The following is a 14,353-nucleotide window of genomic DNA, read 5'->3' as shown; positions in this document are numbered from 1 at the left end:
AAGGAGTGAGTGTGCGCAGGGTTCTGGCAGTATGTGGACTGGCATTTCTCGTGCTGGTTCTGTCAGGTCTTGGCACCTTGTTCATGGGAGTGCGGCAGTACAATGCTCCCGGCCCGCTGGCGCAGCAGCGCACACTGGTCGTGCCTCATGGCGGAACCGAGCAGGTCCTGACCAGCCTGCAGGCTGCGGGCATCATCGAGCAGGGCTGGCTTGCGCAGAAGGTGTTCGAGGCCGCCACCGTGCTGACACGGGTTGATGGCGCTTTTCATGCCGCCGAGCTGGTATTTCCCGCCCATGCCTCCATCCATCAGGTGCTGCTGGTGCTGCGGCATGGCAAGCCGGTCGTGCACAGGCTGACCGTGCCGGAGGGGCTCTCCGCCATCCAGATCGCCAACCTGCTCGAACATGCCCCCTATATGGATGGCAGTTTTCCTTTCCCCAATGAGGGATCGGTCATGCCGCTCACCTATGATTATGAATGGGGCATGCCGCGCGCGCAGATGCTCGCGCGCATGCAGCATGCCATGGATCGCGCCATCGATCAGGCATGGGAGGGCCGCGTGGTGGATCCGGCCATCGTCAACCGCCATGACCTGCTGGTGCTGGCCTCCATGATCGAGCGTGAAACGGCCATTGCATCCGAACGCCCCATGGTGGCGCGCGTGTTCCTCAACCGCCTGCATCAGGGCATGCGGCTTCAGTCCGACCCGACAGTGGTTTATGGGCTGAACAGGGGGGCAGGCCCACTGGGGCATGCGCTCTCCCATGCTGACCTGCAGCAGCCTACGGCTTACAACACCTACGTGATTGTTGGCCTGCCGCCGGGGCCGATCTGCTCACCCGGCATGGCAGCACTTTATGCCGCAGCCCATCCGGCAGAGGGCGACCAGCTTTATTTCGTGGCCAATGGCCTGGGTGGGCATGATTTTACCAGCACGCTTGATGACCATAACCGCCATGTGGCGGCCTTCCGGGCCAGCAGGCGCGCAGCGCAGGCCAGCCCGCGCACGAATGACTGAAAGATTTTGGTGAAGCTTTTTTCAAAAAGCTTCAAAAGAAATGCCGCCTTTTGGAAAAAAGGCGGCACCGGACATTCCCGTTATTTTCAGACAATCTTTTACTGAGCAGGCAGGCTCTGGCTGCTGACCGAGCCAGAAGGTGCGGTTTCCATCGGCTGCTGGGGCTGCGTCTGCGTGGTGGGAGTGCTGGTCTGGCCGTTCTTGTCCGGGCGGCTCTGGGCGGCGGCCAGCACTTCTGTCAGGGCGGAGCGCAGCGGGTCAGCCCCCGAATTGTTCACCCGCATGGACACCACGATATCCTCAGGCCCTACAATCTGGTTGTAATAGGCACGGTTGGCGGCACTATTGACCCGCATCTTGGAGCCACCAAGGGCGGCACCGGCAAACAGGCCCTTGGATTTCTGCACGCCCTTGATGGAGGTATTGTGCTCACCTGCCGTGCCCGCTTCAAGTCCGGAGCCGGATGAGGCGAAGGACGTGCCGACATCTGCGCTGAGTTTCATCTGGCTGTCGAGTAGCGACTGCACGCCCTGATCCGTCATGACGAACAGCATCACCTGCACATCCTGCATGCCAAGCTGGAGGCCAAAATTGGCTGATGACATGCGGTAGAAGGCCGGGTCGGACCATGAGCCATGGGCATCACGCGTAAGGAACACGCAACCGCCGCCGCCGCCGCCAAAGGCGATCGACATGCGGAACACAGAGGGGCAGACAATCACGCCACGCGATTCGGCAAGGTAACGGGTGACCTTGCTCCCTGCCGTGGCACCCGAGAACATGTCGCGCACGGTCAGCGTGGCGCGGTCCACCAGGCTCTGTTCTTCTTCCATGCTGGCGGCCATCGCGGCGTGCAGCGGCATCATCAGGGCCAGCGTGGTGAATGACGTCCTGATGAGATGAAACTTGTGCAAACCCATGCTCCCTTTCCGATTCGTCACGGCAGATCCACCAAAACGGTCCGTGCACTGGAGTGGTCTGTGTTCATGGCTGAATCATGGCTCTCTAGGCAAGTCTGTGTGGCATGATCCAGCCCTATATTGCCGTTATTTAAGGGAGACGCCCACCGCCTGCGACAGGGCATCGGCAATGCCGGGTGCGGCAGCGAGGATGTGGATGCCATCTTCAAGCCCGCCATCGCGCAGGAAGGGAGAAACCTTTGCACCTGCCTCCTCCAGCAATACGAGGGCGGCCGCTACGTCCCACAGGTTGATGCGGATTTCCAGATAGCCGTCCTGCCGCCCGCACGCGACCTCGGCCAGGGCGATGGCACCTGACCCGCCCGAGCGCGGCATGGCGCCCAGCCCGAGTATGGCATCGATTTTTTCCTGGAACACCCCCGGGGGCACGCGGTTGCTCCAGCCCATCTCGATCAGGGAGGTGGCGGGGTCGGTCACGGGGGAGGCATGAATGCGCTCGCCATTGAGGAACGCGCCATGCCCCTTTACCGCCGTATAGGTCTCGCCCAGCATCGGGGCCTCGATGATGCCGGCCACGGGGGTGTCGCCATCCATCAGGCCCAGCGAGATGCACCAGCGGTTGCGCCCGCGCGCGTAGTTGGATGTGCCATCGATCGGATCCACCACCCAGCGCAGGCTGCCGGTGCGGGTACGGCCTTCTTCCTCGCCCTGAAAGCCATCTTCGGGGAACAGCGTGCCGATTCGCTCGGAGATGAAGGCCTCCACCGCGCCATCGGTTTCGGTCAGCCAGTCCTGCGCACTTTTCTGGGTGCCCTTGGGGCCGCCCGGGGCGGGGCGCATCTTCATGGCAAGGGCGGCAGCATCGCGCACGACGGAGCGGGCGGCTTCAAAACGGGTCAGGATGGCCTGTGACATGGGTAACCTTTCTTGTGGAACATTCTATTCTACACGTAACGCCGTTTTCACCGCATGTTCCACCTGCGGCATGTCCACCCGACCCAGCCTTTCGGCAGCCTGCATGGCAAACTGCAGCGTAAGCTTGCGTCGGCGCGCAGCGGCAAGCGGGCTGCGCTGCGGGTGGCGGATGATGGCGCAGTCCATGCAGGTAGCCGCCAGCGTGGCAGCAGGGTGGGTGGCGGCAATCACCAGCCCGGCAGTTTCAGGCAGGATATGGCGGGGGAAGTCCTGGTTGACCGCAAAATAGAGCTGGTCGCACCATTGCAGGTAATCGGGCCATTTATGGTCGGCGCGGAAATCTGGCAGGCCTGACTTGATCTCGATGCACAGCAGGTCGCCCTGGGGTGTCAGGGCCATGATATCGGCGCGCCTGCGATCGGGCAGCACGAATTCATGCAAAACCGCCCATCCATGCATCCGGCACATCTGGCTGACGCCCGTGCGGATGGCGGACTGGAGCTGTGGCGCGGATGGGCGGTGCATGGCGTAAGGGCGTGGGCCTCAGGTCGCGGGCAGGGGGCTTGATGCAAGCAGGTGCGTGACAAGCTCAAGGTCGGCGGGCTTGTCCACATCCACGGCGGCGCGCCCGTTGGGCAGCGCGATCATGGCCACCCGCGCGTGTGAAAGCTGGCCGATGCGGCGGCATACATCAGCACGGGTCAGGCGGCGCAGCACAAAGCGCAGCAGGATGCCCAGGCCAAGCGTGCGCGCCATTTTAAGCGGGTTCTTGCGGTCGGCCTCGAGCTTCTGCCACAGCCGGATCACGCCGGTTGCGGCAGGTGTGCGGAACAGGAACATGTTGCAGCCCGAGAAAGCGCCATCGGCCAGGCGGATCATGGTGCGCCTGGTGCCCGGCACATCGCGCAGGATGTCGCGTTCCATTGCAATGCCTGCGGCTACGTCGGCCCCGCTTTCCTGCGCCTTCTGCACGAAGCTGCGCACCCAGGCGGGCTCGAGCAGGGCATGGTCTGCGGTCGTGACCAGCAGCGGCGTGCCCAGCGTGTCCAGCGCCTTCATCACGCTGGAACTCGGCCCCGAAGCGGGCGGGATGAAGATCACGTTGTCCGGCACGATGCCCGCGAGCACCTCGGGGCGTTCGATGCAGATGGCTATCTTGCCAATGGCCTCGACCGACTGGAGGGCCGTGATGACCCGGCTGATCATGGGGCTGCCACCCACCGGCAGCAGGGCCTTGTGCGAAATACCCGCCGCCTGCGCCATGGGGTCGGGCCGCCCCGGCCTGCTGCCCGCCAGGATGAGAACATTCAGTGCCATGTCCGTGCTCACGCCGCGTTGCGGGTGGTGTTGGCACCATCGGGGCGGTCGCGCGGGGGGGCGCCGGTCTCTTCCATCACCCAGGGGTAGCGATGGGCTTCCTCGATGTCATAGCCAAGGTTGAACACGGTGGGGCTGCGCGGGCAGCCACGGGCATCGGGGTAGTAGCTGTGGAAGATGCGGTCGGCCACGAAGCTGGTAATGCCGTAATTGCCATTCTCGTTATGGAAGTGATGCAGCACGTGGCGCTGTTTCATCAGCTGGATCCAGCGCATGCGCGGCTTGTAGTTCAGGTGCTGGATGCAGTGGAAGAATTCATAGATGCACGTAATGGTCAGCCCCGCGCCAAAGGCGGCACCCGAACCCGCCAGGCCGCCAATGGCGTAGCCGATGGGAATGGTGACGATGGCAATGGTGGGAATGGTGTTGAGCGGCGAGCCGAACAGCACGTCAAGCAGGTGGGGGTCCTGGTGGTGATCGAAGTGGATGCGCTTCCACAGGGTGGCGCTCCATTTCATGCGGTAGAGAAACCGGCCGTGGAGGATGTAGCGATGGATGCCATACCATACCAGCGGGTAGACCAGCATCACGGCTGCGATGCTGATGGCGACCGGCACGAATGACGTGTAGGCGTACACCATGACCGCGTAGCTGGCGATGGCCAGCACGAAATACAGGATGATGGTGGGGTAGGTGAGGTAGGCAATCCAGAGCTGGGACAGGTTCATCTTGCCCAGGTCGAAGCTGCGGCCTGTGCGGATGGAACTGTTCTTCAGGGTATTTGTAATCATCGCTCTTCGATCCTCAGTAGCACGGTGATGACGCCAAGGATGAAAATCAGGATCCCGACGAATATCGCCATAAGCGAGGGCAATGTTCCCGCATTGCCAAGCGCGCGGAGCAGCCCCTGGAACACGACAAACAGCAGGCCCGCGCCGAGGCACCATATGGGCAACCAACTGCGCGTGCCAGCCCGGGGGGGGATATAGACCACCGGCACGGCAAGTAACAGCATTACCGCGAACGTGACCGGTAACATGATGCGTCCCAGTATTTCGGTTATGAAAAACGAGGGCGACTGGCTGGAAGGCAGGCTGTCGTTCTGCTCGGCCAGCATGGTGCCGATGGACTGGGTGAAACTGACGGTAATCTGCATCAGGTAGCCCGGCGTGAGCGTATCGGGCCAGTCAAGGCGCACGGGCTCCCCGGGCGTGTCGAGCAGGTCGACGCGGGTCGGGCTGAGCACGCTCAGCACCCGCGTGGGCGTGCCATACCAGTGGCCATGCGTGTAATGCACGTTGCGCAGGGTGGTGACTTTCTGGAGCAGGCTCTGGTGGTCGCGGTGGTAGACCGTGACCCTGTCAAGCACCTGTCCGCCACCGGAAAGGTAGTTGATGTTGATCAGGTCATCACGCGCGCGCAGCCAGTAGTTGTGCCATACTGTCGCGGCATCGGGTGTTGTGGCGTTCCACCATTGGGCGAGGCGCTGCTCCGTGCGTGGCGTGACCTGGTCATTGACCAGCCCACACAGCACGCCGAGGCCGATGATGGTGGGCAGGAACAGCTTGATCAGCCCAGGCGTGGACAGGCCGGCCGCACGCATGATCGAGATTTCGTTCGATGTTGTCAGTTGCAGCAGCGTAAGCAGCGCGCCAATCAGCACGGCAATGGGCATGGCATTGCCGAACAGCAGCGGCAGGTGCATGACCGCGTAATACAACACCCCGGACAGGCCGAGATTGCGGTGCATGATTTCCGTCACCTGTTCCAGCAGGGCCAGGATTTCCATCAGCGCCACGACGATGATGGTCGTGGTAAACACCTTGGCCAGCAGCTCACGCGAGAGATACCCGAGCAGGACCGTGCCGCTCGCCAGGCGCAGGCGGCGCTTCATGCCTCTTTTTCCTGCATGCGCCGGGGCAGGCCATCTGCCGAAAGCTGGCGTGGCGGCAGGCTTGGCCCCTGAGAGAACAGGGTGCGCAGGCCCCCTGCCTGCCGGATCAGCATGCCCACGCACACTCCGGCGAAGATGACCGTGGGCAGCCAGATGACCAGCAGTGGAGACATGTGCATGTTGGCGACAAAGCTCATGCCCATCTGCAGCGTGTGGTCAAAGCTGACCAGCGTGATGGCGGCGATGGCCAGGCCGGGGTTGCCCTTCTGGCGCTTGCGCACGCCCGCAAGCGCGCAGGCCAGAATGGGAATGAACGGAATGGAAGCGGTGCGCGCCAGGCGGAAGTGCAGTTCAGCCAGCATGTAGGACGGGCTGATGCCGGGATAGCCATGGCGGAGGCCATAATACAGCTCGGGCACGGTCAGTTCGCGCTCCGTCTCGCCGCGTTGGCGATAGGCTTCATCATCCAGCTTGGCCTCGCCGGAAATGAGGCGGGTGGTGCGGGTAAAGCCGGTAATGGAGGGGGGCTTGTCATGCGTGTCGGTCACGATGGTGCCGTTGACGAGGTCAAGCCGCATGCGCGAGCCGTCAGCCGGATTGTACAGGTAGCCCTTCTGCGCGGTAATGTAGCGCACGCGCGTCTTGTCCGAACTGTCACGGATGAAGACACGGAACAGCCGCGACCCCGCATGGTCCACGTTCTCGGCCGTGAGCATGATGTCATCGGAGATGGCGAACATCTTGGATTGCAGGTGCGGCGTCCAGCCCGCATGGCTGGCGAAATAGAAGGCCGAGCGGTAGTCATAGCGTGCGTAAGGCTGGATAAAGCCATAGAGCGAGAAGGCCAGCACGCTAAAGACCGCCCCCGTCAGCACGAAAGGCTGGCAGATGCGGAAGATCGAGACCCCGCTGGCCGTCAGGGCATCGATTTCATGGTTGGCGCTCATGCGCCGGATAATGGAAAACACGCTTACGCACATGGCCGCCGGAAGCGCCAGCCCCAGGTAATGGGGGATCAGGTCGCTGAGCAGGCCGAAGAATGTTTTCATGGAGCTGCCATTGGCAGCCAGCATGTTGAACAGCACCAGAAGCCGCTCCAGCAGCAGGGCGGACATGACCACACCCAGTGCGATGGAAAACGGCGGCACGACCTGCCGCAGCAGGTAGCGGTCCATGGTATTGGGACGCAGCTTGGCCAGAATCCCGTGCTGTAAAGACATGCGGCTCATCTAGGCGTGCTTATATCCGAAAAACGATACGGGGGAGGACTCATTCAAAAAATAGTTTCCTGCGTTGTACCCACTGCCCCGTCTGCCGGAAAGAAACGCCTTGTAACACCAAGCGTATATCCTCCATCGCGTGGTGTGACGGTAATCCGATTCCATGCCGCCGCGCGCAGCGGATCACGCGACCGTGCCGACGCCGATGCAATGCCCAGAACCGGCACGGCGCCAGCAGGGCCGGGCAGGGAAGACAGGGTGGAGGTATGGATATGGCCATGGAGTACCATCTCCGCCCCTTCGCGTGCAATGGTGTGGGCGAAATGCTGGGGATCCCTGAGCGCCTTGCGGGCAATGGCAAGGCCCGGCACGGGCGGATGATGAATCATGACAATGCGGCACAGTCCCTGCCTGCCTGTTTCATGCAGTATTGTGGCGAGGCGCGCGGCTTGGCGCGCACCCATGCGGCCCGTTGCCCTGAACCAGGGCGTTGGCACTGCCGAACTCACGCCGATCAGCGCAACCGGTCCTATCTGGCGCACGAACGGGAAGGGGAGCGCGCCCATCCATGGCTGCCACAGGCCTATGGTCTGCTGCCAGTTATCATGCACAAGGGTGTCATGATTTCCCGGTATGACTGTGCAGGGGGCAGGCATCTGTTCAAGCCAGCGCAGGGCGTGGCGGCATTCTCCCGGCAGGCCCATATTGGTCAGGTCGCCGGTCAGCGCGATCATGTTCACATGGGCGCTGCCAATGTCGGCCATCACACGGGCCAGAATTTCCGGGCGGTGCAGGAAACGGCGGCGCCGCTTCCATGAAAGATGGCTGAACAGGCGCTTGTTCAGCTTCTCGCGCAGGCGCGGGGGCGACATCTCCGTCGGCAGATGCGGGTCAGAAAGATGGGCTATGGTGATGGCGTTCAAGCTGGTGTCTTTCCCTGCATCAGGCCGGTCGGTAACCGGGCCGGGCCGTGTTATGCCTGCCGGTGTGGTGATGCGTTCCATCGTTTCGTGCCTTGCAATAGAAGGCAGATGGTTGCTTATGGCCTGTAAGTCAAATTTCAGACAGGGATGGAATCATCAGTGACCGGACGTTTTGCGCTTGTTTATAACCCGCGCAGCCGGCGGAACATGGGCGACAAGAGTTCGTATGCCCCGATGGCCCGTAGCCTTCTGGGAGAGAATTTCATTGATCCGGCCGACCGTTCCCTTCTCGATGCCGCAATTGCGCAGCTGGCCGCGCGCGACATGGGCTGTATCGTGGTCGATGGGGGAGATGGCACGGTCAGCGATGTGCTGACCGCCATCCATCGCCATTATGCCCCTGAGCGCTTTCCAGCACTTGCCATCCTGCCTTCGGGCAATACCAACCTGATCGCGGGTGATGTGGGCTTTGGCCTGCGCGGGCAAAAGGCGCTTGACCGGCTGGTCAGCCTTGCCGCTGCCGATAAGCTGCGGAGCAGGGTGCGCAGGCGCTGCGGGCTGGTTGTTGAATGGCCCGAGGCCGAGGGCAAGCCTGCGGTCGTGGGCATGTTTCATGGGGCAGCGGCCTTTACGCGCGGCATTGAACTGGCCCACCAGCCCGCCATCCTGAACAATTATTCCCATGAAATGGCGGTTGTCGTCTCGTTCCTGTCCTCGGTCGCGCATCTGTTCACCCGTCGCTCGCGGCGGGAATGGATGCAGGGCAACCCGATTACGCTCAAGGCAGGTGAGCGGTCGGTGCGACATGGAAACTGCTTTCTGTTCCTGTCCAGCACGCTCCAGCGCCTGCCGCATGGCATATGGCCGTTCTGGAATGTGGCGGGCGGGCGCAGCGATGTGATCAATTACCTGCATGTGGCAGGCCAGCCCTCGCGCCTCGCCGCTGCCGCCTGGGCGTTGCTGCGGGGGCGGCACCCGGCCTGGCTGCGCCATAACCCCGATTACTGCAGCGGTTGCGAAGAGCGGATCGAAATGGCGCTTGAATCCGATTTCGTGCTGGATGGGGAAGTCTTTTCTCCCGGCGCGTCTGGCCGGATCATGCTGTCCGCCACAGCACCCATCGACTTCATCCACGCCTGAGGAATGCTGACCATGGCTGATCCTTCCAGCCGCCTTGCCGCGGCAGGGCGCATTGCCCATACGCTGGCCAATGAACTGGTCCAGCCCGTTCCTGCCTTTGTCACGCAGTTCGTATGCGACCTGCTGGGTTCAGCGCAGCCTCTGGGCGTGCTCTTTTACGGCTCCGTGCTGCGCGAACCCGACCCCGATGGCGTGCTGGATTTTTATGTCATTGTAGAACGGCTGGAGGACTGGACCTCAGGCTACTTCGCGCGTGAGGCCAATCGCCTGCTGCCGCCCAATGTTGAATATCATGAAATTCCGGTAGGCGGGCGCATCATCCGCGCCAAGGTTGCCATCCTGTCGATTGCCCAGTTCCGGCGCATGACGGGGCGGGCCACGCTCGATACCACCATCTGGGCGCGGTTCTGCCAGCCGGTCAGGCTGGTCTGGGTGCGCGGGCCTGAGGCGGCTGATGCCATACTGGGCTGCCTGGTGCGCGCCATGGGGCAGGCCGGGCGCTGGGCGGCGGCTCTTGGCCCGGCGCAGGGCACGGCGGATGAATTCTGGCTGGCGCTGTTCGCGCATACTTATGGCGCGGAACTGCGGGTGGAAAACGGGCGCAGGCCATCTGCCCTGCTGGAAGGGCGCGAGGCGCGTTATCGCGCGCTGCTGCCCGATATATGGTTGGCCGATGGCCTGCCCTTCTCGCGTGATGGCGCGCAGCTTGCCCCCCGCCTGACACCGCAACTACGGCGCAGCATGCAGGAGGGCTGGTGGCTGCGCGGGCGGCTGGGGCGGGTGCTCAATGTCAGCCGCCTGTTCAAGGGCGCCTTCACGTTTGAAGGGGGCGCGCGCTACATTGCCTGGAAGATCAGGCGGCATTCCGGCATTGAACTGCCACTTGGGCCGTTTTCCGAGCGGCATCCGCTGATCTGCCTGCCGTACCTGTTATGGAAGCTACGGCAGGCAGGGTTCTTCAGGCGGCGTGGTTAAGACCCATCTCGCGCGCTACTGTTGCGAAGATGTCCACGGCCCTGTCAATTTCCGCAGGCGTATGCGTTGCCATGACGGAGGTGCGCAGCAGCGGGTGCTGGTCCGGCGTTGCGGGCGGCAGGCTAAGGTTGACGTAAACCCCAAGGTCAAGCAGCCGGTTCCAGAACGCCACGGCAACCGCCACATCATCCAGAATGACCGATACGACCGGGCTCGCCTGGGGGCCGGTGCGCAGGCCCGCCGCCTGAAGGCCGGCATGCAGCCTGCGGGCATTATCCATCAGGCGGATACGTAGCTCGGGGTGGTTTTCCAACTCGGTCAGGGCCGCCATGGTTGCGGCAATGACCTCTGGCGGCAGCGAGGCCGTGAACATGTAAGGCCGCGAACACAGGCGGATCAGATCCAGCCCGTCATGGTTGGAAACGCAGTAGCCTCCCACCGTGCCCAGGCTTTTGGAGAAGGTGCCGACCACGAAGTCCACATCATCTTCCACGCCATCGGCTTCGGCCACGCCGCGTCCGTGCTCGCCCATCACGCCCACGGAGTGGGCCTCATCGGCCAGCAGCCAGGCTCCGGTCTCGCGCTTGACGGCGGCAAATTCCGCCATGGGCACCACATCGCCCATCATGGAATAGATGCCTTCAACCACAACCAGCTTCGCACCCGGCGTGCCTTCAAGGCGGCGCAGGCGCTTGTGCAGGTCATCGGCATCGTTATGGCGGAAGCGGATCACCTGCGCATGGCCAAGGCGGCTGCCATCATAGATGCTGGCATGGCTGTCGGCATCGAGCAGCAGGTAGTCATCCTTGCCCGCCAGGGCGGAAATGGTGCCAAGATTGGCCTGATAGCCCGTGGAGAACACCATGCAGTGCCTGCGTCGGAAGAAGGCGGAAAGCCGTTCCTCCAACTGGCGGTGCAGGCCCTGCGTGCCATTGGCAATGCGCGAGCCGGTCGTGCCCACGCCATAGGCCTTTGCCGCTTCGACCGCGGCATTGATCGCTGCGGGTGACTGGCTCAGCCCAAGGTAGTTATTGGTACCGAACAGCAGCGTCTCGCGCCCTTCGATCAACCCAACCGTTGAGGAAATGGGCTTTTCGATCACGACATCGAAGGGGTTGCGGCCGCCGCCAACGGTAACGGATGCGAGGGCGGAGGCGAGACCTTCATATTTAGAAAAAATCGACATGACGTGTCAGGAAGCCTGCTTGAGGGAAACGATGCAGGCCGCCAAGTCATCGATGGTGCGGATATCAGCCAGCCGGTCAAGTGGCACGGAAACATCGAGGGTATCCTCGATTTCCATGACAAAATTCATGACGGCCAGTGAATCAAAGGCCAGATCTTCAACGATCTTGCTGCTGCCATTGATATCACGGGGAACCTTGGGGTTCGCCAGCAGCGTCTTCACGATCAGCGCGGAGACGCTCGCTACCGTTTCACTCATTCCTACATCCTTATGGCATGTCCAGCCTGCCAGGGGCAGCGGATCAGCATGAATGGTCGCCCCGCATGAGCGGGGACGGGGACTGCAATCCGTCCCCTTATTGCAAAGCCTTATGGGCGAAAAACAAGTTTTTGGCCAGTCCTGCTTTCCACCCTGAACTGACGTGCCAACGGCGATAGACGGTTCGCCAGACCTGTCAGACCACGGAAACGGAAGATGATGTTTCCAGCGGCTGGAACGCCCCCGAGAGCAGCATGGCCCGCGCCCGCGCCCGTGTCAGCTTGCCCGACGAGGTCTGCGGCAGGGTATGGGGCGGCACCAGGATGATGGACACATCTACCCCGTGCTGCCGACGGAACAGGCTGGCCGTTTCGGTTTTCAGCGTTTCACGGGCTTCGGGGGAGGTGGCGCGGCACTGCACGAGGGCCACGATCTTCTCGCCTTCATCCTCATCAACCGAGAATACGGCCACGTCACGGCTGCGCAGGGTGCTGATTTCGGTCTCGGCCGACCATTCCAGATCCTGCGGCCAGATGTTGCGGCCATTGATGATGATCAGATCCTTGGCGCGACCGGTGATGACCACCTGCCCGTTGAGCATGTAGCCAAGGTCGCCGGTATTGAGCCAGCCTTCGGCATCGACCACGCGGGCGGTTTCCTGCGGGCGGCGGAAGTAGCCCTGCATCAGGCTCGGACCGCGCACATAGACGGTGCCGATCTCGCGGTCACCAAGCACATGGCCCTGCGCGTCACGTACTTCGAGTTCGTGCTGCGGCAGCACTTCACCACACAGCACGAAGGTGCGCAGCGCGCGGGCCGGATCGTTGGAGGGTACGGCCTTGCCCTGTGTCTCGAGCGCGCGCAGATCGATCGTATCGGTGCAGATGCCCGCGCCAAGCGGGGCGAAGCTGATGGCCAGCGTTGCCTCTGCCATGCCGTAGCTGGCGGTAAAGGCTCCGCTGTCAAACCCGGCGGAAGCGAAGCGCTGGGCAAAATCCTCAAGGATATGATAGCGGATCATGTCGCCGCCAATACCCGCCACACGCCACGATGAGAGATCAAGCTCGATCGAGGTGGCGCGACGTGCGCACAGCTCATAGCCAAAGGAGGGGCTGTAGGAGATCGTGCCGCGATTGCGGCTGATCAGGTCCAGCCATACATGGGGGCGGCGGGCGAACTCGCGCGTGGGCAGCATGTCAACGCTGAGCTGGCAGGTCATGGGCGTTAGGAAAAAACCAACGAGTCCCATGTCATGATAGAGCGGCAGCCACGATACGCAGCGATCGCCGGTTTCGCGCACCTTGAGTCCATTGAGCGCAATGGCGTGCGCATTGGCCATGCCCGAGCGCTGGGTTACGGCAATACCCATGGGGAAACGCGTGCTGCCCGAGGAAAACTGCAGGTAGGACAGGTCGTCCGGCCCGACCGGGGGCAGGGTTTCAACCGTAATGGGCGTTTGCAGCAGTTCGGCTGGCGTGCCGGAGAATTGCAGGTCCAGCCCGGTGGTAATCTCGTCCGTCCAGGATGCGATGATCGAGGCAATGACCACGGCTGAGGCCGCAGCCCCCTCAATCATGCCGCGCAGTGTAGCGACATAGCCTTCGCGCCCGCCAAACGCCACGGGCAGCGGCAGGGGCGCTGGCACCAGGCCTGCATACTGGCAGCCAAAGAAGATGCGGGCGAAGTCGCCATCGCTTTCCGCCACGATGGCGACCCGGTCACCCGGCTTCAGCCCAAGCGACAGCAGGCGCCTGCCGGTCTCGATCGCCTGTTCGCGCAACGTGCTGTAAGGCAGCGTTTCGAGCAGGACGCCCTTGCCGGAATAGATGTTGAAGCCGCTCTTGCCCTGGGCGGCATAGTCCAGCGCAGCCGGAAACGACGAAAAATCGCCGTAACGACGGGGCAGACCAGAATCGGAGGGGGTCGGGAGGCTTATCATTTCCGGTAATTTGACTTCCACAGACGTATCTTGAAACGGCGAATGGGCGGTGTTCAACCAATTACCCTCAAAAAGTCAATAATCGATTTCGCGCCTTTGGCCGCCGTATCCGCTGGCGGCTCAAACCCGAATGTGTCGCGTATATACTCTTTTTGCCGATCAAGGAAATTTGCATGTGACAGGAAAGCATTGTCAAGGTCATTGCCTGCTGTCTCCACGCTTTCCACGACGGGGCCAAGGGTCCAGCTCTCATAATTGGGGTCTCCGCGCCACGAGGTATGGTGCGCGTTGAGGAACAGGCAGGGCCGCGGTTTGATAAGGAATTCACTGACCTGGCTACTGACATCCCCCAGATAGAGGTCAGCAGCCATGGTATAGGTCATATCCACGCTTTTGTCGCTGCCAGGGTCAATGATCACATGGGGTAATTTGGTAAAGGGCGCCAGAATTTCCATGCTTTTCTCACGATTTGTATCGAAAAGCCGGTAATGCGGGGCAAAGATGAGATTGTATTTTTCCTGCCGCGCGAAATATTCCAGCACTCTCATGCCAAATCGTGGCCATGAAGACAGGCTGCGACTGAAGTGCGGGTTATAGAGAACCGTGGGGCGCCCATTATCAAAAAGTGGGGGAAGCTGCACATGAAG

The 14,353-nt window shown here is 62.1% G+C and carries 15 protein-coding genes (1 of these 15 only partly in view); 3 read left to right on the top strand and 12 right to left on the bottom strand.

The window, feature by feature from the left end; translation table 11 throughout:
* Window positions 1–11: 11 nt before the first annotated feature.
* Window positions 12–1,019: an endolytic transglycosylase MltG gene (gene mltG / locus FMA36_RS16610; RefSeq protein ID WP_159264087.1), complete on the top strand. Its 1,008-nt coding sequence runs from the start codon at window positions 12–14 to the stop codon at window positions 1,017–1,019.
* A 98-nt stretch (window positions 1,020–1,117) separates the two neighbouring features.
* On the opposite strand, the gene FMA36_RS16605 is transcribed toward mltG, so the two are convergent.
* From FMA36_RS16605 to FMA36_RS16570, 8 genes are all read right to left on the bottom strand, one after another.
* Window positions 1,118–1,939, bottom strand: a complete 822-nt coding sequence (locus FMA36_RS16605; protein WP_206065135.1) for a lipid-binding SYLF domain-containing protein — start codon at window positions 1,937–1,939, stop codon at window positions 1,118–1,120.
* 126 nt (window positions 1,940–2,065) lie between these two features.
* Complete coding sequence (locus FMA36_RS16600) at window positions 2,066–2,854, bottom strand: inositol monophosphatase family protein (RefSeq protein WP_159263378.1); 789 nt, start codon at window positions 2,852–2,854, stop codon at window positions 2,066–2,068.
* Window positions 2,855–2,878: 24 nt separating this feature from the next.
* Window positions 2,879–3,379, bottom strand: coding sequence for an MmcB family DNA repair protein (locus tag FMA36_RS16595; protein ID WP_159263376.1), 501 nt, complete (start codon window positions 3,377–3,379; stop codon window positions 2,879–2,881).
* A gap of 18 nt (window positions 3,380–3,397) precedes the next feature.
* Window positions 3,398–4,171 (bottom strand): nucleotidyltransferase family protein, encoded by a 774-nt coding sequence (locus tag FMA36_RS16590; protein WP_159263375.1) that lies wholly within the window; start codon window positions 4,169–4,171, stop codon window positions 3,398–3,400.
* 8 nt (window positions 4,172–4,179) lie between these two features.
* Window positions 4,180–4,962, bottom strand: a complete 783-nt coding sequence (locus tag FMA36_RS16585; protein ID WP_159263373.1) for a sterol desaturase family protein — start codon at window positions 4,960–4,962, stop codon at window positions 4,180–4,182.
* Complete coding sequence (locus FMA36_RS16580; RefSeq protein ID WP_159263371.1) at window positions 4,959–6,065, bottom strand: LptF/LptG family permease; 1,107 nt, start codon at window positions 6,063–6,065, stop codon at window positions 4,959–4,961. The genes FMA36_RS16585 and FMA36_RS16580 overlap by 4 nt, the downstream gene beginning before the upstream one ends.
* Window positions 6,062–7,294 (bottom strand): LptF/LptG family permease, encoded by a 1,233-nt coding sequence (locus FMA36_RS16575; protein ID WP_408885636.1) that lies wholly within the window; start codon window positions 7,292–7,294, stop codon window positions 6,062–6,064. The genes FMA36_RS16580 and FMA36_RS16575 overlap by 4 nt, the downstream gene beginning before the upstream one ends.
* Before the next feature lie 44 nt (window positions 7,295–7,338).
* Window positions 7,339–8,208, bottom strand: a complete 870-nt coding sequence (locus FMA36_RS16570; RefSeq protein WP_159264081.1) for a metallophosphoesterase family protein — start codon at window positions 8,206–8,208, stop codon at window positions 7,339–7,341.
* 159 nt (window positions 8,209–8,367) lie between these two features.
* On the opposite strand from FMA36_RS16570, the gene FMA36_RS16565 reads away from it, so the two are divergent.
* Entirely contained in the window at window positions 8,368–9,348 is a 981-nt protein-coding gene (locus FMA36_RS16565) for a diacylglycerol/lipid kinase family protein (RefSeq protein WP_159263369.1), read from the top strand.
* A 12-nt stretch (window positions 9,349–9,360) separates the two neighbouring features.
* Window positions 9,361–10,323, top strand: coding sequence for a hypothetical protein (locus FMA36_RS16560; RefSeq protein WP_408885635.1), 963 nt, complete (start codon window positions 9,361–9,363; stop codon window positions 10,321–10,323).
* On the opposite strand, the gene spt is transcribed toward FMA36_RS16560, so the two are convergent.
* The 4 genes from spt to FMA36_RS16540 all read right to left on the bottom strand — a co-directional run.
* Complete coding sequence (gene spt, locus FMA36_RS16555) at window positions 10,307–11,509, bottom strand: serine palmitoyltransferase (protein ID WP_159263365.1); 1,203 nt, start codon at window positions 11,507–11,509, stop codon at window positions 10,307–10,309. The two genes, FMA36_RS16560 and spt, sit on opposite strands and share 17 nt — an antisense overlap.
* A gap of 6 nt (window positions 11,510–11,515) precedes the next feature.
* The gene (locus tag FMA36_RS16550; protein ID WP_007400085.1) at window positions 11,516–11,767 is read right to left on the bottom strand and encodes an acyl carrier protein; all 252 of its coding nucleotides are present in this window, start codon (window positions 11,765–11,767) and stop codon (window positions 11,516–11,518) included.
* Window positions 11,768–11,963: 196 nt separating this feature from the next.
* Entirely contained in the window at window positions 11,964–13,706 is a 1,743-nt protein-coding gene (locus FMA36_RS16545; RefSeq protein WP_206065133.1) for a fatty acyl-AMP ligase, read from the bottom strand.
* A gap of 53 nt (window positions 13,707–13,759) precedes the next feature.
* A protein-coding gene (locus FMA36_RS16540; protein WP_159263361.1) for a sensor domain-containing protein crosses the window boundary here: on the bottom strand, window positions 13,760–14,353 show its 3' portion. It continues 540 nt past the right edge of the window; 594 of the gene's 1,134 nt are visible here — the last part of the coding sequence; its start codon lies off the right edge, out of view; its stop codon occupies window positions 13,760–13,762.

Origin of the sequence: Komagataeibacter xylinus (assembly GCF_009834365.1) — a bacterium.
Lineage (GTDB): Bacteria > Pseudomonadota > Alphaproteobacteria > Acetobacterales > Acetobacteraceae > Komagataeibacter > Komagataeibacter xylinus_D.
Note: the sequence above shows the minus strand (reverse complement) of the source record. Positions and strands in the feature narration are given on the sequence as shown.

What these genes read in the sequence shown, in the direction of transcription:
- FMA36_RS16605 (WP_206065135.1), bottom strand. Translation starts at nt 1,939, where the DNA reads ATGGGTTTGCACAAGTTTCATCTCATCAGGACGTCATTCACCACGCTG.
- FMA36_RS16600 (WP_159263378.1), bottom strand. Translation starts at nt 2,854, where the DNA reads ATGTCACAGGCCATCCTGACCCGTTTTGAAGCCGCCCGCTCCGTCGTG.
- FMA36_RS16595 (WP_159263376.1), bottom strand. Translation starts at nt 3,379, where the DNA reads ATGCACCGCCCATCCGCGCCACAGCTCCAGTCCGCCATCCGCACGGGC.
- FMA36_RS16590 (WP_159263375.1), bottom strand. Translation starts at nt 4,171, where the DNA reads ATGGCACTGAATGTTCTCATCCTGGCGGGCAGCAGGCCGGGGCGGCCC.
- FMA36_RS16585 (WP_159263373.1), bottom strand. Translation starts at nt 4,962, where the DNA reads ATGATTACAAATACCCTGAAGAACAGTTCCATCCGCACAGGCCGCAGC.
- FMA36_RS16580 (WP_159263371.1), bottom strand. Translation starts at nt 6,065, where the DNA reads ATGAAGCGCCGCCTGCGCCTGGCGAGCGGCACGGTCCTGCTCGGGTAT.
- FMA36_RS16575 (WP_408885636.1), bottom strand. Translation starts at nt 7,294, where the DNA reads ATGAGCCGCATGTCTTTACAGCACGGGATTCTGGCCAAGCTGCGTCCC.
- FMA36_RS16560 (WP_408885635.1), top strand. Translation starts at nt 9,361, where the DNA reads ATGGCTGATCCTTCCAGCCGCCTTGCCGCGGCAGGGCGCATTGCCCAT.
- spt (WP_159263365.1), bottom strand. Translation starts at nt 11,509, where the DNA reads ATGTCGATTTTTTCTAAATATGAAGGTCTCGCCTCCGCCCTCGCATCC.
- FMA36_RS16550 (WP_007400085.1), bottom strand. Translation starts at nt 11,767, where the DNA reads ATGAGTGAAACGGTAGCGAGCGTCTCCGCGCTGATCGTGAAGACGCTG.
- FMA36_RS16545 (WP_206065133.1), bottom strand. Translation starts at nt 13,706, where the DNA reads ATGATAAGCCTCCCGACCCCCTCCGATTCTGGTCTGCCCCGTCGTTAC.